This window comes from Rhodobacteraceae bacterium M385 (genome assembly GCA_025141835.1).
Lineage (GTDB): Bacteria > Pseudomonadota > Alphaproteobacteria > Rhodobacterales > Rhodobacteraceae > Gymnodinialimonas.
This window is the reverse complement of sequence record CP081102.1, coordinates 981,268-1,002,384: the sequence shown is the minus strand read 5'-3', so window position 1 is coordinate 1,002,384 and position 21,117 is coordinate 981,268. Positions and strand designations below refer to the sequence as shown.

Annotated in this window: 18 protein-coding genes; 6 read left to right on the top strand and 12 right to left on the bottom strand. The window is 61.5% G+C overall.

Features of this window, described 5'->3' with window-relative positions; translation table 11 throughout:
- The first annotated feature begins 10 nt into the window (after positions 1–10).
- Complete coding sequence (locus K3728_04900; GenBank protein ID UWQ96575.1) at positions 11–928, top strand: DMT family transporter; 918 nt, start codon at positions 11–13, stop codon at positions 926–928.
- Here the strand turns inward: K3728_04900 and K3728_04895 are convergent.
- Positions 906–2,096, bottom strand: coding sequence for an FAD-dependent monooxygenase (locus K3728_04895; protein UWQ96574.1), 1,191 nt, complete (start codon positions 2,094–2,096; stop codon positions 906–908). The genes K3728_04900 and K3728_04895 overlap by 23 nt on opposite strands.
- 127 nt (positions 2,097–2,223) lie before the next feature.
- Between K3728_04895 and K3728_04890 the strand changes: the two genes are divergently transcribed.
- From K3728_04890 to K3728_04875, 4 genes are all read left to right on the top strand, one after another.
- Positions 2,224–2,526, top strand: coding sequence for a hypothetical protein (locus tag K3728_04890; GenBank protein UWQ96573.1), 303 nt, complete (start codon positions 2,224–2,226; stop codon positions 2,524–2,526).
- A 191-nt stretch (positions 2,527–2,717) separates the two neighbouring features.
- Complete coding sequence (gene ileS, locus K3728_04885) at positions 2,718–5,636, top strand: isoleucine--tRNA ligase (protein UWQ96572.1); 2,919 nt, start codon at positions 2,718–2,720, stop codon at positions 5,634–5,636.
- An 85-nt stretch (positions 5,637–5,721) separates the two neighbouring features.
- Positions 5,722–6,585 carry a glutathione-dependent disulfide-bond oxidoreductase gene (gene yghU, locus K3728_04880; protein ID UWQ96571.1) on the top strand — a complete coding sequence of 288 codons (864 nt, stop codon included), beginning with the start codon at positions 5,722–5,724 and terminating at the stop codon, positions 6,583–6,585.
- A 96-nt stretch (positions 6,586–6,681) separates the two neighbouring features.
- A complete protein-coding gene (locus K3728_04875) occupies positions 6,682–7,140 on the top strand; it encodes a methylated-DNA--[protein]-cysteine S-methyltransferase (GenBank protein UWQ96570.1) in 459 nt (152 codons plus the stop codon).
- Between the two features lie 31 nt (positions 7,141–7,171).
- Here the strand turns inward: K3728_04875 and K3728_04870 are convergent, their stop codons facing one another.
- On the bottom strand, positions 7,172–7,930 hold the full coding sequence (locus K3728_04870) for a folate-binding protein (GenBank protein UWQ96569.1): 759 nt from the start codon (positions 7,928–7,930) through the stop codon (positions 7,172–7,174).
- A 117-nt stretch (positions 7,931–8,047) separates the two neighbouring features.
- On the opposite strand from K3728_04870, the gene K3728_04865 reads away from it, so the two are divergent.
- Positions 8,048–9,238 (top strand): aminotransferase class V-fold PLP-dependent enzyme, encoded by a 1,191-nt coding sequence (locus tag K3728_04865; protein UWQ96568.1) that lies wholly within the window; start codon positions 8,048–8,050, stop codon positions 9,236–9,238.
- Here K3728_04865 and K3728_04860 read toward each other — a convergent pair.
- The 10 genes from K3728_04860 to K3728_04815 form a co-directional block, all read right to left on the bottom strand.
- Positions 9,235–10,326, bottom strand: coding sequence for a pyridoxal phosphate-dependent aminotransferase (locus K3728_04860; protein ID UWQ96567.1), 1,092 nt, complete (start codon positions 10,324–10,326; stop codon positions 9,235–9,237). The two genes, K3728_04865 and K3728_04860, sit on opposite strands and share 4 nt — an antisense overlap.
- A 327-nt stretch (positions 10,327–10,653) precedes the next feature.
- Positions 10,654–11,151 carry a hypothetical protein gene (locus K3728_04855; protein UWQ96566.1) on the bottom strand — a complete coding sequence of 166 codons (498 nt, stop codon included), beginning with the start codon at positions 11,149–11,151 and terminating at the stop codon, positions 10,654–10,656.
- Positions 11,152–11,285: 134 nt separating this feature from the next.
- Positions 11,286–11,570: a hypothetical protein gene (locus tag K3728_04850; GenBank protein ID UWQ96565.1), complete on the bottom strand. Its 285-nt coding sequence runs from the start codon at positions 11,568–11,570 to the stop codon at positions 11,286–11,288.
- A 5-nt stretch (positions 11,571–11,575) separates the two neighbouring features.
- Complete coding sequence (locus tag K3728_04845) at positions 11,576–14,491, bottom strand: valine--tRNA ligase (protein UWQ96564.1); 2,916 nt, start codon at positions 14,489–14,491, stop codon at positions 11,576–11,578.
- Positions 14,492–14,708: 217 nt separating this feature from the next.
- Positions 14,709–15,755, bottom strand: coding sequence for a tRNA 2-selenouridine(34) synthase MnmH (gene mnmH / locus K3728_04840; protein UWQ96563.1), 1,047 nt, complete (start codon positions 15,753–15,755; stop codon positions 14,709–14,711).
- A 1-nt stretch (position 15,756) separates the two neighbouring features.
- Positions 15,757–16,638 carry an NAD(P)-dependent oxidoreductase gene (locus K3728_04835; GenBank protein ID UWQ96562.1) on the bottom strand — a complete coding sequence of 294 codons (882 nt, stop codon included), beginning with the start codon at positions 16,636–16,638 and terminating at the stop codon, positions 15,757–15,759.
- Positions 16,639–16,702: 64 nt separating this feature from the next.
- On the bottom strand, positions 16,703–17,893 hold the full coding sequence (locus tag K3728_04830; GenBank protein ID UWQ96561.1) for a CoA transferase: 1,191 nt from the start codon (positions 17,891–17,893) through the stop codon (positions 16,703–16,705).
- Positions 17,883–19,409 (bottom strand): tripartite tricarboxylate transporter permease, encoded by a 1,527-nt coding sequence (locus tag K3728_04825; GenBank protein UWQ96560.1) that lies wholly within the window; start codon positions 19,407–19,409, stop codon positions 17,883–17,885. The genes K3728_04830 and K3728_04825 overlap by 11 nt, the downstream gene beginning before the upstream one ends.
- Before the next feature lie 13 nt (positions 19,410–19,422).
- Positions 19,423–19,914, bottom strand: coding sequence for a tripartite tricarboxylate transporter TctB family protein (locus K3728_04820; GenBank protein UWQ96559.1), 492 nt, complete (start codon positions 19,912–19,914; stop codon positions 19,423–19,425).
- Between the two features lie 126 nt (positions 19,915–20,040).
- Positions 20,041–21,018: a tripartite tricarboxylate transporter substrate binding protein gene (locus tag K3728_04815; GenBank protein ID UWQ96558.1), complete on the bottom strand. Its 978-nt coding sequence runs from the start codon at positions 21,016–21,018 to the stop codon at positions 20,041–20,043.
- Between the last annotated feature and the right edge of the window lie 99 nt (positions 21,019–21,117).

Genomic DNA, 21,117 nt, shown 5'->3' with positions numbered 1-21,117 from the left:
ATGGAGGGCCATGGCTGCTTCCACAAACAATGAAGATCGCCCGTTACTCGGCATTCTATTGATGCTGGGGTTTTGCGTGGTCATCCCCTTTTCAGACGCCCTTGCGAAGGTATTGGGGGATGATTTCCCCCTGATGCAACTGGTCGTCGTGCGCTTCGCAACGCAGACGCTTTTGTTTGTGCCGTTGGTACGGATGGCCGGGGCGGCTTTGTTCCCGTCACGCAGAATCGCGGGGCTGACGCTGTTGCGGGCCTGTTTGCAGATCGGCGGCCTGGTGCTGATGTTCTCGGCGCTGAGGGTCCTGCCCTTGGCCGATGCGGTGGCGATTGCCTTTGTGATGCCGTTTCTGATGTTGATCCTTGGACGGTTCTTCTTGAACGAAGAAGTGGGGCCGCGACGCCTGTGGGCCTGCGCGGTGGGGTTCATCGGCACGTTAATGGTGGTGCAACCGAGTTTCGTCGCCGTCGGATGGGGGGCGTTGCTGCCCGTGGGCGTCGCGTTTTGCTTTGCGTTTTTCATGTTGGTCACGCGCGCAGTGGCGAGGGAGATTGATCCCCTAGCGCTACAGGGGGCCTCGGGTATCGTGGCGCTGCCTTTGGTGGTGCCTTTCCTGTTCTTTCCGGTAGCCGAAGTTGCGCCATTGGTGGGCGTTACGTTGCCAGTCGGCGGGGAAGTCTGGCTGTTGGTCGCCTTGGGGATTTTCGGGTCCATCGGCCATTTGCTCATGTCGTGGTCACTGCGCTATGCGCCCTCGGCCACGCTTGCCCCAATGCAATATCTGGAGATCCCCGTGGCAACGCTGGTGGGCTTCTTGATGTTCCGGGACCTGCCCAACGGATTGGCGGCCTGTGGCATCGCTGTCACCATCGCCTCGGGGCTTTACATCGTGTTTCGCGAACGTCGCCTTAGTCGCGAGGGCGCGGTGTAAGCGCCGGCATGGGCGGGATGATATCACCGCAGACAAGCCGTGTCAGAACCAGCGGCAACGGCCATGTCTGGCTAAGGGGCGCTAAAACGTGATCGCGCAAAAGGGGCAGTGCGGTGCTGTCGGATTGATATTGAGGCGTAAAGGCGGCTGAGAAGGCTTGGTAGAGCTTCACATGATATTTGCGCGCTTGGGCGTAGGATCGCAGCGCCTCCTCGCGCCCGACGGGCGCTCCTCGCAGCGCAAGTTGGAGGGCTTGGGCATCCAGTAGCGCCATATTCGCGCCCTGCCCCAATTGCGGAGAGGCACGGTGGGCGGCATCTCCGATATGAACCAGCCCCTCGGCATAAGGGCGGCGCAGGGCACCGTGGGTATAGCGGGCCGGAGTGAAATCTGCGTGAGTCAGATCATCGGGCAGGAAGGCCGCGAAGTCGGGCCAAAGTTGCGTCGCCTCGGCGCGCCAACCGGCGAAGGGACGCGCGAAGTGAGCGTCAATCTCTGACACTGGCAGGGAATAGAAGATCGCGGCCAGTTGCGTCTCTGGCGCATCCGCCATGGACCCTACCGGCAAGATGCCAAGCATCCGGTTCGCCTTGCGATAGCGTTGCGTCAGGCGGCTTTGCGCAAAAGGCGCGTCTTTCGGCCAAGGGACCGTGGCCCAAACCGCGCCGTAAGGCAGGGCGCGGGCAGACAGCGGCGAAAGGGCAGACCCCGCGCCAAGGGCATCAACGATCAGATCAAACGGGCCGCTTTGCTGGCCATTCACCACAAGGCTTTGTCCGTCGCGCCCGGACACGGTGCTAGAGGGCACGATCCGCGCCCCCTCCTTTTGCGCCGCCCGGTAAAGCGCCCCGAACAGAGCGGCGCGATGGATACCGAGACCCTGACGCTCGGGCGTTTTGCCATAGCCCACGGACAAGACGACCTTTCCACTGTCCGCCTCATCCCCGTACATATGCTTAATCAGGGTGCCGCGGGTGGTGGCCTCTGGCGCGGCACCGCAGGCACGAAGCACATCCATGCCGACGGGCTGGATCACCAAGCCAGATCCCACCGGGCGGGGCGCCTCGAACTGGTCGAAAACCGTGACCTCGTGACCATCGCCCGCCAAAAGCGCCGCTGCGGCCAACCCGCCGATCCCGGCCCCTGCAATACCTATATTCATCCTCATAGGGCGCACCTTACCCCACCCCCCGGCGCCGCCTATGCGACCCGGAGTCCCCCTACAGGGTTTCCCGCATTGCAGACAAAATCCGTGCTATGTTTAGATTGCACACTTCAAATTAAGGATTTCTGTCGTGAAGATTTCAGACCTGACCACCCTTTCAAAACTCGCCATTGGTCTCGTTATTGCGGGCGGCGTGCTCAGTTTCCAAATGACCAGTTCGTCGTCTGTCAACGGTGTCTCGACCTGTGAGTTCATAGACTACGGCAAACTAATCTTCGGCGCATTGGCCGTGATCGTGGGCGGCCTGGGCGAATTCGCTGCGCTGCGCCTGACGGACACGCGGATGGTGAACCTTTTGGCCTCGGGCGGGGCGTCAATGTTGGGCATCTTGCTGGTGCTGATGGGCCTCGGCATCATCGGCGGGCCTTGCTAACAGCCCTTTGACCTTACCGGGCCGGGGCGTTATACGCCCCCCATGGCACGGCAATTCGGCATATTCATTCGAATTAGCACCCCGGCGCTCTGATCCAGAGACGCCGGGATTTTCGCGTTGCATTGGGGCTTGAGCCTCTGCGTCGCCCTGCTACACCCACACCAGACATTTGAATATGAGGAGCGCCCGACATGTGCGCCGCTGAACCCGTGGACTACAAAGCCACATTGAACCTGCCCAAAACCGATTTCCCCATGCGCGCGGGATTGCCCAAGCGTGAACCCGACTGGCTGGCCCGTTGGGAAAAAATCGGCGTCTATGACCGCCTGCGCGACAAGGCCGCCGCGGCCAAAGGCACCGATGCCGCGCGCGCGCCCTTCACGCTGCACGATGGCCCGCCCTACGCCAACGGCCACTTGCACATCGGCCACGCGCTCAACAAGACGATCAAAGATATCATCGTCCGTAGCCACCAGATGATGGGCCGCGACGCGCGCTACATCCCCGGATGGGATTGCCACGGCCTTCCGATCGAATGGAAGATCGAAGAGCAGTACCGCAAGAAGGGCCGCAACAAGGACGATGTTGATATCGTCGAATTCCGTCAGGAATGCCGCGACTTCGCCGCCGGTTGGGTGGACATCCAGCGCGAGGAATTCAAACGCCTTGGCGTGACAGGAACGTGGGATAAACCCTACCTGACAATGGACTTCCGCGCCGAACGGATCATCGCCGAGGAGTTCCAGAAGTTCCTGATGAACGGGACGCTGTACCAAGGCTCCAAGCCCGTGATGTGGTCCCCGATCGAGCAGACCGCACTGGCCGAGGCCGAGGTGGAATACCACGATAAGGACAGTTTCACGATCTGGGTGAAGTTCAAGGTGCAGGGGGCCGCGACGGACCTGAACGACGCCTTTGTGGTGATCTGGACCACGACCCCATGGACGATCCCGTCCAACAAGGCGGTCGTGTTTGGCAACGACGTGGCCTACGGCCTCTATGAAGTTACCGACGCGCCCGAGGAATGTTGGGCCGCCAAGGGCGATCGCTTCATTCTGGCCGACAAGATGGCCGCCGATGTTCTGGGCCGCGCCCGTCTGGAAGAGGGCCAGTGGACCCGCGTCCGTGATGTGGAAACTTCGGAACTGGAAGGCGCATCGCTTTCCCACCCCCTTGCCGGAGCCGAAGGCTCGGACGGCGAATGGGATGATCCGCGCGACTTCCGCCACGGCGATTTCGTTAGCGACGAGGAAGGCACAGGCTTCGTCCATTGCGCCCCGTCCCACGGGATGGAGGAATACGAGCTTTATCGTGATCTGGGCATGTTGGAACAGGTCATCACCTACAACGTGCTGGATGACGGCAGCTTCCGGCCCGATCTGCCCTTCTTTGGCGGTCACTTCATCCTGTCGCGCAAGGGCGGCGAAGGCACCGCCAACAAAGCGGTCATCGACAAACTGGTCGAGGTCGGCGGGCTTCTCGCACGTGGCAAGATCAAGCACAGCTACCCGCACTCGTGGCGGTCCAAGGCCCCAATCATCTACCGCAACACGCCCCAGTGGTTCGCTGCCATCGACAAGGCAATGGCCATCGGGGACGATGAATTCACCATCCGTGGCCGGGCCTTGCAGGAAATCGACAAGGTGGAATGGACGCCCAAATCAGGCCGCAACCGCCTGCATTCCATGATGGAGGCCCGCCCCGATTGGGTTCTGTCGCGCCAACGCGCATGGGGCGTTCCGCTGACGTGTTTCACCAAGAAAGGCGCTCTGCCCACGGACCCGGACTACCTGCTGCGCAACGAGGCTGTGAATGCCCGTGTGCTGGAAGCCTTCGAGACCGAGGGCGCGGACGCCTGGTACAAACCTGGCGCGAAAGAGCGTTTCCTGGGCAGCGATGTGGACCCCGAAGCCTACGATCAGGTGTTTGATATTCTTGATGTTTGGTTTGACTCCGGCTCCACCCATGCCTTCGTGCTTCGTGACCGTGAAGACGGGACCGAGGACGGCATTGCCGATGTCTACATGGAAGGCACCGACCAGCATCGCGGTTGGTTCCATTCCTCGCTTCTGCAATCGATCGGCACCCAAGGCCACGCGCCCTATCGCAACGTGGTGACCCACGGGTTTACGCTGGATCAGAAGGGCATGAAGATGTCCAAATCCATCGGCAACACCATCGTGCCCGAGGAAATCATCAAGCAATACGGCGCGGATATCTTGCGCCTCTGGGTGGCCCAAACCGACTACACCGCCGACCAGCGGATCGGGCAGGAAATCCTGAAAGGCACGGCCGATAGCTACCGCCGTTTGCGCAACACGATGCGCTTCATGTTGGGCTCTCTCGCTGATTTCACCGAGGCCGACAGGGTCGAGCCAGCCGATATGCCCGAGCTGGAGCGGTGGGTTCTGCATCGCCTGACCGAACTGGACGCGGTCGTGCGCGACGGCTACGCCAAGTTCGACTTCCAAGGCGTGTTCCAGGCGGTCTTTACCTTCGCCACAACGGACCTGTCGGCCTTCTACTTTGATATCCGCAAGGACGCGCTTTACTGCGATGGCGACACCGATCGCCGCCGCGCGGCACGCACCGTGTTGGATATCCTGTTCCATCGCCTCACCACATGGCTCGCGCCGATCTTGGTGTTCACGATGGAAGAAGTCTGGCTGGAACGCTTCCCCGGCGACGATAGCTCGATCCACCTCACCGACATCCCCGAAACGCCTGCCGCATGGGCCGACGCGGAATTGGCGGCGAAGTGGGCAAAGGTCCGCAGCGCCCGCCGGGTCGTGACTGCCGCTTTGGAAATCCAGCGCCGCGACAAGGTCATCGGTGCCTCGCTCGAGGCCGCACCCACAGTCCACGTGGCCGATGCCGATGTCTTGACCGCGCTGCAAAGCGTACCCTTCGACGATATCGCCATCACCTCGGACGTGGTGTTGCAAGAAGGCACTGGCGGCGCGTTCACGCTGCCGGAAGTGGACGGTGTCTCGGTCGATTTTGCCAAGGCCGAAGGCGAGAAATGTCAACGCTGCTGGAAGATCCTGCCGGACGTAGGCCAGCACGCCCACGAAGGCGTTTGCGGCCGTTGTAACGACGCTTTGAACTGAGATCGGGGGGCCAGCGGGGGAATCCGCTGGCCCCTTCCGCTTTGGCGACCTACGTTCAGGGCAACCTGACACGAGGAGACGCATCATGAGCGACCAAGAAAAGTACACCCCCCCGAAAGTTTGGACATGGGACGCCGAGAACGGCGGCGCTTGGGCGTCGTTGAACCGCCCCATCTCGGGCGCGACCCACGACAAGGAATTGCCCGTGGGGGAACATCCGTTCCAGCTCTACTCCCTTGGCACGCCCAATGGTGTGAAGGTTACGGTACTGTTTGAGGAACTGCTGGAAGCAGGCTTCAGCGAGGCGGAATATGACGCTTGGTTGATCCGCATCGGCGACGGTGACCAATTCGGCAGCGGATTTGTGGAGGCTAACCCCAACAGCAAAATCCCTGCCATGTGGGACCGTTCCGGCGACACGCCCGTGCGCGTGTTCGAAAGCGTCGCGATCATGATGCATCTGGCCGAGAAGTTCGATGCCTTCCAAGGCCCAAAATCCGCCCGCGCCGAGTTGCTGTCTTGGCTGATGTGGCAGATGGGCAGCGCGCCCTTCCTTGGCGGTGGCTTCGGCCATTTCTACGCCTATGCGCCCTACCCGATGGAATATCCGATCAACCGCTACGCGATGGAAACCAAGCGTCAGCTGGACGTGTTGGATAAGCATCTGGAAAAGAACGAATGGATGGTCGGCGGCGAATACACCATCGCCGACATGGCAATCTGGCCGTGGTACGGACGCACCGTCATGGGCGAGTCTTATGACGCCGGAGAATTCCTTTCCGTGCACGAATACAAGCATCTGCTTGCATGGGCTGAACGCATTGCCGCCCGCCCCGGCGCCGCGCGCGGGCGGATGGTGAACAAGACCTCCGGTGATCCGTCCGAGCAGTTGTGGGAACGCCACTCTGCCGAGGATTTCGCCACCAAGACCCAAGACAAAATCGGCTAATCGCACGTCGCACACAGTGCTTCGCCGCCCCGGCGGCGGAGCACATTGCACAGGTTCCGGGTTGATCGCTGCGCCGCCCCGCCTCAGGATCGCCCCATGAGCAACCGCATTTCCCTAGATACTCCCATTGGGCCGACCTGGATCGAGGCCGATGACAGCGCCATTATCGGCGCGGGCTGGGGCCATGTGGACAGGTCAGCCGAGACCCCGCTGTTGCAAGAAGCCGCCGCGGAGTTGCGTGCCTATTTCGACGGCAAGCTGGATCGTTTTACAGTGCCAATCCGCCACGGACGCACCGATGCCACGGGCCGCGTGTTGGAGGCGATGCTGGCTATTCCCCTTGGCGAAACCCGAGAATACGGCGACATCGCAAAAGAGGTGGGTCTGCCCCCGCAAGCCGTGGGTCAGGCCTGTGGCGGCAACCACATTCCGATCCTGATCCCTTGCCATCGTATCTTGTCGGCCAAGGGCCTTGGCGGGTTTTCTGCGCCAGGGGGTGTGGATACAAAAGTATGGCTTTTGCGACATGAGGGGGCGGCAGGGCTATTAATTTAGGCGAATACACTCACAAACGCCGCATCTCTCCCTAATTATCCACAGGCCCGCCCGGCCATGTAACCCGCGCCTCACCCGCCGCCATTTCCCCCTTGGCCCGGTCAAACCGAAGGTAGGCGATGCCCTTTCCGCCCGCTTGAGTGTAAAGCGTTCCGGCGGGTTTTTCCCCAACCAAAATCTCGGTCCCGACTGGGGCGGAACCTTCCACATCCACCGTGACGAAACCCTTCTTCAGCTCCGTCTTGTGCTTCATGCGGGCCGTTACCTCTTGGCCGACATAGCAGCCCTTGCGGTGGTCCACGCCCGCCAGACGGTCAAAGCCGGCCTCCAGGATATAGGTGTCGTTGGGCACCAACTCGATCCCCGTTTCCGGCACGCAAGCGGCGACGCGGATCGCGTCCCAATTTATGCTCGGATCGCCACCCTCCAGCCCATACCCGCGCCAGCCAAGGGCCGGGTCGCGCGGGTCCGCAAAGGTGCCCTCGGGCGCATCCCCAAGGCCGCGCGAAACCGATAGCCCGGTTTCCTTGATCGTCACATCAGCACGAAGGCGATACATCGACAGACGTTGCGCAACCGATGCCGCGATATCAGTTTTCACATCCAGCAACAGGTCATCGCCCCGATCCAGCAAAAAGAAATCCGCCAGATATTTACCCTGCGGTGTCAGCAGCGCCGAATAGGCCAATCCCTCGCCCGCATCACGGGTCACGAGGCCCTTGAGGAAGCCATGGGCATCCTTCCCCGACAGCCGCAAAACTGTACGATCTTCTGCCCGCTCACCGATCATATTCGCCTCCGTTGATATCTGATATCACAGCTAATCATCGCGCGGCTGCTACGCAACATTGACCGACCTAAGGGCGCGGGATACGCCTTTCTCACCATCAGAAAACCGGAGCTTTCCATGACGCTTGCCAACGGCCGCCACTACCTTGCCATCCCCGGTCCTTCGGTCATGCCTGACCGCGTTTTGCAAGCAATGCATCGCGCCGCGCCTAACATTTACACGGGCCAACTGCCCGATATGGTCGCCACCATCGTGCCTGACCTGAAGGCCGTAGCAAAGACCAAGCACAACGTTGCCATGTATATCTGCAACGGCCACGGGGTTTGGGAAGCAGCTTTGGTAAACACCTTCTCTCGCGGGGATCGGATTCTGGTCCTTGGTACGGGGCGCTTTGGCACCGGGTGGGGCGACATGGCCCGGAAATTGGGCATCGAAACGCAGGTGGTAAACTTCGGCGATGACACGGATGTCGACCTGCCCACTGTGGCAAGCGTCTTGGCGGACGATCCCGATCACCGGATCAAGGGCATTCTCGTCACGCAGGTCGATACCTCTACCTCAGTCAAGAACGACGTGTTGGGCCTACGCGAGGTGTTGGACACGGCGGGCCACCCCGCGCTGGTACTGTGTGACAACATCGCGAGCCTCGGCTGCGATGAGTTCCACATGGATGACTGGGGCGTGGACGTGATGATCGCGGCCTCTCAGAAAGGGCTGATGACACCGCCCGGCATGGCTTTCCTCTATTTCAACGACCGCGCCGACGCGGCGCGTGAAACGGCCAATCTCGTCACGCCCTATTGGGATTGGCGCGGCCGGATCGAGCCTGATTATTTCTACGAATACTTTCTTGGCACGGCTCCGACCCACCACCTTTACGGGCTGCGCACCGCGCTGGACATGATCGTCCACGAGGAAGGGATCGAGGCCGTCTGGAACCGTCACAAAGTGCTGGCCGAAGCGATTTGGGCGGCGCTGGAAGTTTGGGGCCAAGCGGGCCCTGTGAGGGCCAATATTACCGAGCATGAGAAACGCTCTCACGCGGTGACGCTGGTGAACTTCGGCCCCGGAAACGGGCTTAAGCTACGGGAATGGATGGAAAAGTCCTATGGCGTTACCCTTGGCATCCCGTTGGACAATGTGGATACGCCCGAGGATTATCTGCGGATCGGCCACATGGGCCATGTGAATGCGCAGATGGTCTTGGGCGTCTTGGCGGGCCTGCAAGCAGGCATGACCGCGCTGCAAATCCCCCACGGCCCCACCGGTCTGGAAGCCGCGATGAAGGTGATCGCCGAGGCCGCCTAAAGCGCCTTCGGCAATGCCTCCGCAAAGATCGCTAGCGCGTCATCCGGAGCACAAGACACCCGGATGCAGCGATCTTGCGGGGCCACAAACGGCATCCGCACGAACACGCCTTGGGCGATAAGCGCCGCCACGACGGCACGCGCATAGTCTCCGTCTTTGCCGCAATCAATCGTCACGAAATTGGTGGCGGACGGTAGCGGCGTCAGGCCATTGGCCCGCGCGATATCGCTGATCTTGTCACGGGCGGCGGCGATCTGCTCGACTGTGGTTTGCAGATACGCCTGATCTTCCAGCGCCGCCAAAGCGGCCTCTTGCGCCACCCTTCCCATGCCGAAATGGTTGCGGATCTTGGCGAAGGACGTGATGAAATCCGCCGCCGCGATGCCGTAACCCACGCGCATCCCCGCAAGCCCGTAAGCCTTTGAGAACGTACGGAAACGGATCACCCGGGGGTGCGTCACATCCAGCGGCGGGATCGCGCCCGCGGGGGCCGTGTCGGCATAGGCCTCATCCAATGCCAGAACACAGCCGTCAGGCAGGGTGTCGATCATCCGTTGGATTACGTCGGCAGAATGCCAGGTGCCCATAGGATTATCGGGGTTGGCGAAATAGATCAGCTTTGCGTCTACCTCTTGGGCCTTCGCGATCAACGCGTCAGGGTCTTCACGGTCATCCTTGTAGGGCACTTTGTGCAGCACCCCACCAAAACCCGCGACGTGGTAGTTGAACGTGGGATAGGCCCCATCCGAAGTCACTACCCCGTCGCCCGCCCCCACGAAAAGCCGCACAAGGTAGCCGAGAAGGCCGTCGATCCCTTCCCCCACGATCAGGTTTTCGGGTGCTATGCCGTGATGCGCCGCAAGGGCATGGCGCAGGCCATGGACCTCTGGATCGCCATACATCCAAGCGCCCGACGCGGCCTGAGAGATGGCCTGCAACGCAAGGGGCGACGGGCCAAAAACGCTCTCGTTGGCGCCAAGACGCGCCTTGAATGATGCGCCCCTAGCGCGTTCCTGCGTTTCAGGGCCCACGAAGGGGACGGTGGCAGGCAAGCATTGAACGAGGGCGGTATAGCGAGGATCAGTCATGGCGTCAGCGATTACGGATTTTTCCCCGCCCTGCAAGAGGTTCGTTGGGCCATAGTGCCGGCCATGAAACAAAATCGACGCGAATTTCTTGTGCTCAGCGCCGCCGCCGCAACGGCCGCGCGCCTTGTCCCAACGCTTGCAGCACGCGCTGGCGGGGGCCGACGCGTGCTGACGCTTGTCTATGACAAAAGCTTGGGGATGATGCGCGCCATCGACAGACTCGTGCCTTAGGCGCGGCACTTAAGAGGTCTGCCGTAGGCGCGGCACTTAAGAGGTCTGCCGTAGGCGCGGCACGAAAAGAATGCGCCGGGAACGGTCGGGGTGGCTCTAGTAGTGATCTTCAGCCAGGTAGCGGGCGTTCACCCAACCGCGCTGGTGGCCGTTCCACGTGACTGTGCACCAAGTCGCTGGCCCACGAGAGGTCGAGATCTGAGCACAATGGCCGACCTGAATGGCACGGGCGTTATAGGGCAAGTGGTAGACCACATGGTTACGAACACCGGGGCCGTGACGGACGTTCAGATGATCGTGGGACGCGACGCCATGCACTCGGTAGTAATCGGGACCGTGACCGTTGTTGTATCCGCCACCGTGGCCGCCTTGCTGACCATAGCCATTGCCGTGCCCGTTGCCATGACCGTGACCGTTGCCCTGACCGTGGTAATTCACGTTAACGGGGCCATAGCCTGTGCCCGGCGCGTACCAAGTCTGGACCGCACCACCGTTGCTATAGGAGGTATACCCATCGGCAGAGGCCGTAGAGGTTGTGGATGTCAGGGAAAGAGCAGCGGTGGCAGCAAGAGCGAGAGCTTTCAGGGTACGCATAATTTGGGGTCCAATTCGTGAAGGGGTATCAATGCCCTCATCATGGTCCAAACGCCGGATTTTCCTCAATGGAGGTATTCCGTATGGAGGTTTTCCAACAGGCCAAGGTTTCTTGTGGAGAAGCCTCGAACGCTTCAGGAGCGCGGGCCATCAGTCCCGTCACCTTCCCCCTCCAAGTCCGCCACAAGGCACAGCCACAGGGCGAAAGTGCCGGCAATCACGAAGAAAATCGCCCCGCCGGTTGCCCCCAGAACCCGCACAATCGCGTGCAAAAGCAAATCGCCTATGTCGTAAATGCCAAACGTGTCGACAAACCACCCCTGCCCCAGACTGAACAGCCCCATGGCGATCAGCCAACACCCGACGCAGAGGAAGATGCCAAAGGCGCGTCTTCCCCAAAGTCGAAGTGTGGCCATCATGATCCTTAAGCCACCTCTGCCAATCGGGCGAGGGCCTGCTTCAGGCGGGCTTCTTCCTCTTCCCGGGCGGCGAGGTTGGCTTTGGTTTCTTCCACCACCTCTGCCGGGGCGCTTTGGGCGAACTTGGGGTTATTCAGGCGCCCGCGAAGGCCACCCAACTCCTTGGCGAGCTTGCCAAGGGTTTTCTCAAGCCGCGCCTTTTCCTCGTCCACGTCGATGATATCGGCGATCGGCATGCCGAAGGTGCCGCCGTCCACGGCAATGGTAACGGTGCCCTTGGGGAAGGCATCGGTTGGCGTGACCTCGGACAGGCGCGCGAGGCGTTGGATCATCGCAGCGTTGTTGGTGAAGGCAGTCTGGCCCGCGGCATCCAGATCGCTCTGCAAAAGCTGCACTTTCAGGCCCGCAGGCACATGCATCTGTTGACGCGCGGAGCGAATGGACTCGATCAGGTTGATGACCCAGGACATCTCGCGCTCGGAGGCATCGTCGATCAGGTCTTCGCCATATGTCGGCCAATCCGTGTGAACCAACATGGTGTCACGGGCGGTAATTTCGCCCCACAGCTCTTCTGTGATGAAGGGCATGGTGGGGTGCAGAAGGATCAAGCATTGGTCGATGACCCAAGCCATCGTGGCGCGGGTTTCCGCGATCACCGCGTCGTCGCCCGAGGCGAACAGAGGCTTGGCGAACTCCAGATACCAGTCGCAGACCTTGCCCCAGACGAACTGGTAAAGGCCCGAGGCAGCGTCATTGAAACGGTAGTTGGCCAGCGCCTCATCATGGGCGATGCGGGCCTTGGCCGTTTCGGTCACGATCCACTTGTTCACGGTTTGGGTCGGGGTCGTGGGGTCGAACGAGGCGTCGGGTTTACACTCGTTCATCTCGGCAAACCGCGCAGCGTTCCACAGCTTGGTGCCGAAGTTGCGGTAGCCTTGGATGCGGTCGGTGCTGAGTTTCAAGTCGCGCCCCATGGCGGCCATGGCCGTCAGCGTGAAGCGCAGAGCGTCAGCGCCGTATTCGTCGATCAGCTCCAACGGGTCGAGAACGTTGCCGATGGATTTCGACATCTTGCGGCCCTTCTCGTCGCGCACCAGCGCGTGGACGTAGACGTCCCTGAAGGGGATGTCGTCCACAACGGCCAGTTGCATCATCATCATACGGGCAACCCAGAAGAAGATGATATCGAACCCGCTGACGAGGGTGGAGGTCGGGAAGTATTTTTCGAGTTCCGGGGTCTGCTCGGGCCAGCCGAGGGTGCCGATGGGCCAGAGGCCGGAGGAGAACCAGGTGTCGAGGACGTCGGGGTCGCGGGTTAGCGCCTTGCCGTCCGCTTGTGCGACGGCTTCTTCCTCAGTGGCGGCGCAATATTGGGTGCCGTCCTCATCATACCAAACCGGGATCTGGTGGCCCCACCACAACTGGCGAGAAATCGTCCAAGGCTCGATGTTTTCCAGCCAGTGGAAATACACCTTACGGTGCTGTTCCGGCAGGATTTTTGTGCGGCCAGAGCGGACGGCGTCCAGCGCAGGCTCAACGATTTTGGCGGTGTCGACGAACCATTGGTCGGTCAGCATCGGTTCGATGATGACCTTGGAGCGGTCGCCGAAAGGCTGGGTGATCGGTTTGGCTTCGACCAGTGGAACCTCCGACGGCTCCTCCGCTTCTGCGTCCTCGCCGCTTTTCTTCTTGGGTTTCAAGCCCAAGCGGGGGTCGTCGGCGGCGCACATGACGGCGAGGCCCTCTGCGGTGATTTCATCAACCACACGTTTGCGGGCCTCGAACCGGTCTAGTCCGCGCAGGTGATCGGGGACGAGGTTAAGGGCATCGACCTCCATTTCGCCAAGGGCCGTCTCGCCGTTGGCAACGGATTGCGCGATGGCAGCAGCTTCGGCGTAGGGCGCACCGTCATCGCGCAGGTGCGCGCGGGTGTCCATCAGGCGGTAGCAGGGGATGTCGTTGCGCTTGGCGACGCCGTAGTCGTTCATGTCGTGGGCGCCAGTGATCTTCACCGCGCCAGAGCCGAAGGTCGGATCGGGATACTCATCGGTGATGATCGGGATCAGGCGGCGGTATTCCTTGGGACCGACAGGGATTTCGCACAGCTGGCCGATGATGGCCTTGTAGCGTTCGTCATCGGGATGAACCGCAACGGCACCGTCCCCGAGCATGGTTTCAGGACGGGTTGTGGCGATGGAGATGTAATCGCGCTCCTCGTCGACAAGGATCTCCCCATCTTCACCTTTTTCCAAATATCGGTAAGTCGCGCCATTCGCGAGGGGGTACTTGAAGTGCCACATGTGGCCGGGTTGGTCGATGTTTTCGACCTCCAAGTCACTGATTGCCGTCTCAAAATGGGGGTCCCAATTAACGAGGCGTTTACCGCGGTAGATGTAGCCCTTGTTGTACATCTCCACGAAAACCTTGATCACAGCGTCGTGGAAATTGCCGTCTTCGCCCTCGGGCGCGCCGGGCGCGCCAGACATGGTGAAGGCTTCGCGCGACCAGTCACACGACGCGCCAAGGCGCTTGAGTTGTTCGCGAATGGTGCCGCCGGATTTGGCTTTCCATGCCCATACGTGGGCGAGAAATTCTTCTCGGGACAGGTCTTTACGGGCGATGCCTTCTTTCGCCAGTTCGCGCTCCACCACCATCTGGGTGGCGATGCCTGCGTGGTCGGTGCCGGGCTGCCAGAGCGTGTCGAAGCCGCGCATCCGGTGCCAGCGGGTGAGCACGTCTTGCAGCGTGTTGTTGAAGGCATGACCCACGTGGAGGACGCCCGTGACGTTGGGCGGCGGGATCATGATGGAGAAGGGCTCGGCCCCCGGCTTGGCGTTGGCACCGGCTTTGAAGGCACCGGCGTCGTCCCATGTGGCGTAGATACGGGCTTCGGCTTCGGCGGCGTTGAAGGTCTTTTCCATGGGTCTCACCCTTTGTTCACTTAAGGGGTGGGGTAGCCGATGGAGCGGGAGGTGTGAAGGGGGGATTGGGGGAGAGTTGGCGGGGCGTGTGGGACGGGTCGGGGTAAATCAATGGTAGATCAATTTCGTTAACGACCCAGGACAGGGGGCCAGCCCCCTGAGCGCATCCGAGGATGCGCTTACCCCCGCGATATTTTTGAAAAGATGAAGGAGGGGGTCAGGTCAGCAGGCGGGCGATTTGCGCGGCGGCGGCGTTGAGTGCGCGGTCAGAGAGATCGCCCGCGTCGATGGTGGCAATGGGCGGCGCTGTTTTGGAGCGGATCAGGCGGGCGTAGGCGGGATCGTAGTGCTCGGAGATCAGGGCATGGGCGAGGGCTTGGGTCTGGTTGGCATTGAGGAGGGAGAGCCATTTTTCCACCGTTTTATGACCCGCGAGGGGGCGGAGGTGGTTGAGGCGCGTCGTCAGTGCCGGCGCGTCGGCGGCGAGGTCCTTGTACGCCGTGGCCAAGAAGCGGGCGCGGTGGTGGGGAGTGGCCTCGACCTCGATCCGGGGGCTGTCCTTCATGGCGTTCCAAAGCGCGGGTGGCAGGCGGATGGTGCCGATGCGGGCAGATTCGGCTTCGATCAGGAGGGGTTTGGTGGGATCGAGCGCCGAGAGGGTTTCGAGAAGGGCCGTTTCAAACCCCTTTTGGGCAGGTTGGACACCGTCGATATCGCCGAGGATGGAGCCGCGATGTTTGGCCAGCCCTTCGAGGTCCAGCACTTGTCCCCCAAGGCGGGCGACGCGGCCCAGAAGCGCGGTCTTGGCGGTGCCGGTGTAGCCATCGAGCCGGATCACCTTGAAGGGCAACGTGGTGTCGTAGAGTTGCGCGACAACATGGCGGCGCCAGCTTTGGTAGCCGCCTTCCAGCACCTGGGCCCGCCAGCCGATTTGTTGCAGGATCGTGGTAAAACTGCCCGAGCGTTGGCCGCCACGCCAGCAATACACCAGCGGTCGCCAGCCGCCTTCGTTATCCAGAAGGTGCGTCTCGATCGCTGTGGCAGCGTTGCGCGCCACCCGTGTTGCCCCGATCTTGCGAGCCTTGAACGGGCTTTCCTGCACGTAGATCGTGCCCACTTCGGCGCGTTCTTCGTTGGACAGCACGGGCATGTTAACCGCGCCGGGGACGTGATCTTCGGCAAACTCCGCCGGGGTGCGCACGTCGATGATGGTGTCGAACCCCCCAGCAATAAGTGCCGGGAGGTCCGTTAAGGGGTAGCCCACGCTAGATTTCGCTATTCATCTTGCGGAACCGTTGGATCAGCGAAGATGTATCCCAACGCCCGCCGCCCATCTGCTGCACCTCTGCGTAGAACTGATCCACGAGGGCGGTTACAGGCATCGACAGGCCCATATCCTTGCCTTGAGCCAACGCGATCCCAAGGTCCTTGCGCATCCAGTCCACTGCAAAGCCGTGGTCGAATTCGTTGTCCACCATGGTTCCTGCCCGGTTTGCCAATTGCCAGCTTCCGCCTGCCCCCTGGCTGACCAGATCGGCCACTTTCTTCGCATCAAGCCCCGCCTCCATCGCCATATAGAGCCCTTCGGACACGGCTTGGATCGCCCCGGCGATGCAGACTTGGTTAACCATCTTGGTCAGTTGCCCCGCGCCCACGTCCCCGAAATGCACGGTGCCTTTGGAATAGGCCGCGATCACCGGCTTGGCGGCAGAGAAGTGGTCTTCTGCGCCGCCGCACATGATGGCGAGTTGGCCGTTTTCGGCCCCCGCCTGACCGCCGGACACGGGCGCATCGACCCAACCGACGTTTTGCTTGGCCGCCACTTCCGCCAATTCGCGCGTGACCAGCGCCGAAACGGTCGTGTGATCCACGAAGATCGCGCCGTCTTTCATGCCAGCCAATGCGCCGTCCTCGCCCAACACGACCGAGCGCAAGTCATCGTCGTTGCCCACACAGGCCATGACAAAATCCGCGCCCTCGGCGGCTTCACGGGGCGTTGCGGCGAAGTCACCGCCAATGTCAGAGGCCCAGTTTTCTGCCTTCGCGGTGGTGCGGTTGTAGACGGTCACGGAATGGCCCGCGTTCAACAGGTGGGCCGCCATTGGGTAGCCCATCACGCCGAGCCCCAGAAATGCTAGTTTCGCCATCGTATCCTCCTGCTGGTTGCTTGGGGCGAACCTAACAGGGCGCGGGGCGGTGTCTAGATAGTCTCTAGGTGGTGCCGTCGCGGGCCATGAGGGAGATTTCCTCGGCTGAGTAGTCGAGCGTCGCCAAGATCGCCGCGGTATCCTGGCCCAATTGCGGGGGCGGGTTAGCGACGGAGGGGCGGGTGCCGTCCAGTTGGAAACCTGCGGTAACCACATCAATGGCGTGGTCCACGCCCGGCACCGTATCGAAATGGGTGACGAGACCCCGATCTGCCACCTGAGGATGGTTCAGAATATCCGGCACGCTCAGGACCGGGCCAGCCGGAATACCGTGGGCGTTGAGTTCTTCCACCCAATGGGCCGCCGGTTTGCGGGTCAACGCCACCTCCAACTCTGCCCGCAGCGCGTGGCGGTTGGCTTTGCGATCCTCGCGCGTCGTGAAACGCGCGTCTTCGAGGAGGTCGGCACGACCGAGGAGTGGCGCGAGTGCTTGCCATTGCGCGTCCTTGTTGGCGGCAATATTCAGCGGCGCGTCCTGCGCCTGAAAGGTCCCCGAAGGGGCCGAGGTCGGGTTCTCATTCCCATGGGCCTGGGGCACGGCCCCGCCGATCAGGTGGTTCGACACGACCCATCCCATGGTTGCCAGCGTTGACTCTAACATGCTGACATCAATGAAACTCCCCCGAGGTTGCGCGTTCAGCGCGGCGGTAATCGCCATCGCTGCTGTCAGCCCGCCCACGGTATCGCTGAGCGGATAGCCCACGCGCGTAGGCTCCCCCGTGCCGGTGATCGACATCACGCCCGAGGCCCCTTGGATGATCTGATCGTAGGCCGGGTTCGCGGCCCAGGGCCCGTCCTGACCATAGCCGGAAATCGCGCAGTAGATCAGGGCCGGATTTTCCGCCCTCAGGGTCTCATACCCAAGGCCAAGACGGGCCATGACGCCGGGGCGGAAGTTTTCCACCAGCACATCCGCCGTTCGCACCAGCCGCTTCAGCGCCTCTTTGCCCGCGTCGTGTTTAAGGTTCAGGGTCAGGCTTTTCTTACCGGCATTCTGCGCCAGAAAGCTGATCCCCATGCCTTTGGCCGACAGCGCGGGAGATGCCCCAAGGTTACGGGCCAAATCTCCGCCATCGGGGTTCTCGACCTTGATGACCTCGGCCCCCAGATGGGCCAGTTGGTGACAGGCAAAGGGGCCTGCCAGCACGTTGGTCAGGTCGAGAACACGGATGCCCGATAGCGGCTTAGTCGCCATCGGCCACGCCCTTCGCCCGATTCCGGGCGCGCGCCGCACGGAAGGTCGGCAGCATCACAAGGAATGCGGCCAGAACCAGAAGGCCAAGGGTCATGGGACGTTCCAGAATGAAGCCCAAGCCTTGGTAGAGCTGCATGGAGCGAGAGAAGTTATCTTCCAGCATCGTGCCCAGAATGAACCCGATCAACAGCGGTGCCAGCGGGTAATCGGCGAAGCGAAGGATCGTGGCAATCACGCCGAAACCCACAAGGATCAACAGCTCTGTCGCGTTATTCTGGCCAATGTAGGCCCCCATCAGGGTGAAGAACAAAATGAACGGGATCAGATAGTTGCGGGGGATCGCAAGGATTTTCGCGATGTAGGGGATCAGCGGCAGGTTCAGCACCAGCAACACCAGATTACCGATATACATCGAGATGATGACGGCCCAGAACACCTGCGGCTCGTCCACCATCAGGCGCGGCCCCGGCGTGACGTTCAGGGCAATCAAAGCGCCCAGAAGGATCGCGGTGGTGCCGGAACCGGGGATGCCGAGGGTCAGCAAAGGCACGAAGCTGCCCGTGCAGGCCGCGTTATTGGCGGTTTCCGGCGCGGCGAGCCCTTTGATGGAGCCCTTCCCGAACTCTGCCTGTTCCTCTTTCGTGGCAAGGTTACGCTCCACCGCGTAGCCAAGGAACGAGGCGATCGTGGCCCCTGCCCCCGGCAAGACGCCGATGAAAAAGCCCTGGATCGATTGGCGCCCAATGACCGGCGCGATGGCCCGCGCCTCGGCCCGGTTGATGCGCAGGTTGTCGATTTTGCCAGAGCTGTCGGCCTCGCCCCCTTGGGAAGACCGCATGGGGTTCATCACCAGAAACAGCGCTTCAGGCAAAGCGAACATCGCCATGGCCAGCGTGATGAAGGAAAAGCCCGATTGCAGGTCAAGGATGCCTGCGGTGAAGCGTGGCATGGCAGCCAAGGCGCCCTCGCCCACCGTCGCCATCATCAGGCCCAGAAGGGTCATCATCACAGCCTTGCCCACCTGCCCTGTGCCCGCGAAAGCAGCAATGGCAGAAAGGCCCACGACCATCAGCGCGAAATATTCGGCCGAGTGAAACAGCAACGCCACGGAAGACAGCATGGGCGCAAAAACCATCAGCAAGATCGCCCCGATGGTCCCCCCCATGAACGAAGAGATCGCGGCAATGGTCAGCGCCTTGCCGGCTTGCCCTTTTCGGGCCATCGGATAGCCATCGAAACTGGTCGCAACGGTGCCCGCGACCCCCGGCGCGTTCAGAAGGATCGACGATGTCGAGCCGCCAAAGATGGCCCCGTAATACACGCCCGCCAGCAAGATCAGCGCCGCGGTCGGGTCGCCCAAGGTGATCGCCACGGGGATCATGATCGCAATAATCGACATCGGCCCCAAGCCCGGCAACATGCCGATAAAGGTGCCGATAATGCAGCCGAAAATGACCATACCGAGGTTAAAAGGGTTAATGGCCGTTTGCAGGCCGATCATGAGTCCTTCAAGCATAACGTTTCTCCCCTCAGGCCAAGAAGAACGGCCAAGGCCGCAGGAAAATGCCAAGGACCTCTTGCACGAGATACCAGACGATAAAGGTGGCAAGCCCCGCTACGGGGATCATGACGTGGAACTTCCGCTCGCCCAGAACAAAGCTTCCGGCGATCAGGAAAAGCGTGGTGGCGGCGATGAAGCCGGCCGGGCGCAGCGCCAGAGCATAGACCACCATGAGGACGAGCAAGCCGATGGCCTGACCCGTGTTATAGTCCTGCAAACGGCGGTAATTGATATCGGTGGCAGAGGGCTCTTTCGCCTCGCCCTGTTTCTCGAGGCCAAGCACAACCACCAATCCGGTGAGAATGCCCGCGATGGCCAGAATTTTCGGAAACGTAGAGGGCCACACCGGGTTGCGCTGCATGAACGGCGGCAAAAGATGGTCCATCGTGAAGAAAGCTGCGTAGCCGTAAGCACAACACATGCCTACAAAAATCAGCGCGATCCAGCGATCGAGCGCCATGGTGTCCCCTCCCAGTATGTTCTTTCAAGTGGTCCCGGGCCGAGGCCCGGTCTACGCGGCGCGTTGCCAGTAGACCGGGCCTTGGCCCGGGGGCCGCCGCGTAGGGCGCGGCAGCAAGGCTGTTCCTTAGAGGAAGCCCAATGTGCGCATCAGATCGCCGATTTGCTGTTCCTGGTTTTCCAAGAACGTCTCGAATTCGTCGCCGGGGTTGTGGATGTTGACCCAACCGTTTTGCGCACGAACAGTTTCCCATTCTGGCGTGTCATACATCGCAGCGATTGCGGCGCGCATGTTTGCAACGGTCTCATCGTCCAGACCCGGAGCGGCAAAGAACCCGCGCCAGTTGACGAATTCAACGTCGATGTCTTGCTCCATCATCGTGGGCGCGTCGGCATAGGCATCCACACGCTCGGGCGCGGTCACGCCGAGGATGCGCACTTCGCCTTGCTCGGCCAGGGTCACAGCCTCGGAGAAGCCGGTGGAAAGCGCTTGGATCTCGCCGGACAGAAGGCCCGCCATCGCCGCGCCGCCTGCGTCATAGGGGATGTAGTTGAAGCCGGTGGGGTCTTCGCCCGCCGCTTCCATCGCCATGGCCGCGACAAGGTGATCCATGCCGCCGGGAACCGAACCGCCGCCAATGGCGAAAGCGGTTGCATCGGTCTGATAGGCAGCCACGAGGTCAGCCATGGAGGTCAATTCGCTGTCCGCAGGCACAACCAAAGCGGCGTAGTCACCGATGGTGCCCGCCACAAGTGTCAGGTCGCGGAAGCTCTGCGGGAATACACCGGTCAGAGAGCGGATTACGATGGGGGTGGAATTCACCATCATCGTGTTGCCCATGCTGTCGGCGTTTTCGATCATGTGGGCAATCGCCACACCGCCGCCGCCGCCGGACATGTTTTCATAGGAAGCAGAGCCGACAAGGCCCGCGCCGGTCAGCGCCTCGCCTGTGCCACGGGCTGTGCCGTCCCAACCACCACCGGCACCGCCGGGGATCAGGAAGTGAAGTTCGTCTAGCACTTGGTGGCCATCGGCCTGCGCTGCACCAGACATTGCCACCATTGCGGCGGCCGCGGTCATCATGACCCGACGCGAAAATTTCATTGGTAGTCCTCCCATTTGACAGGCGGTCGTCTGCCGCCCATTCCTTAAGCATGTCACTTGAAGCTGACAGAAGCCTGACATGGGGAGGATGCGGGACGG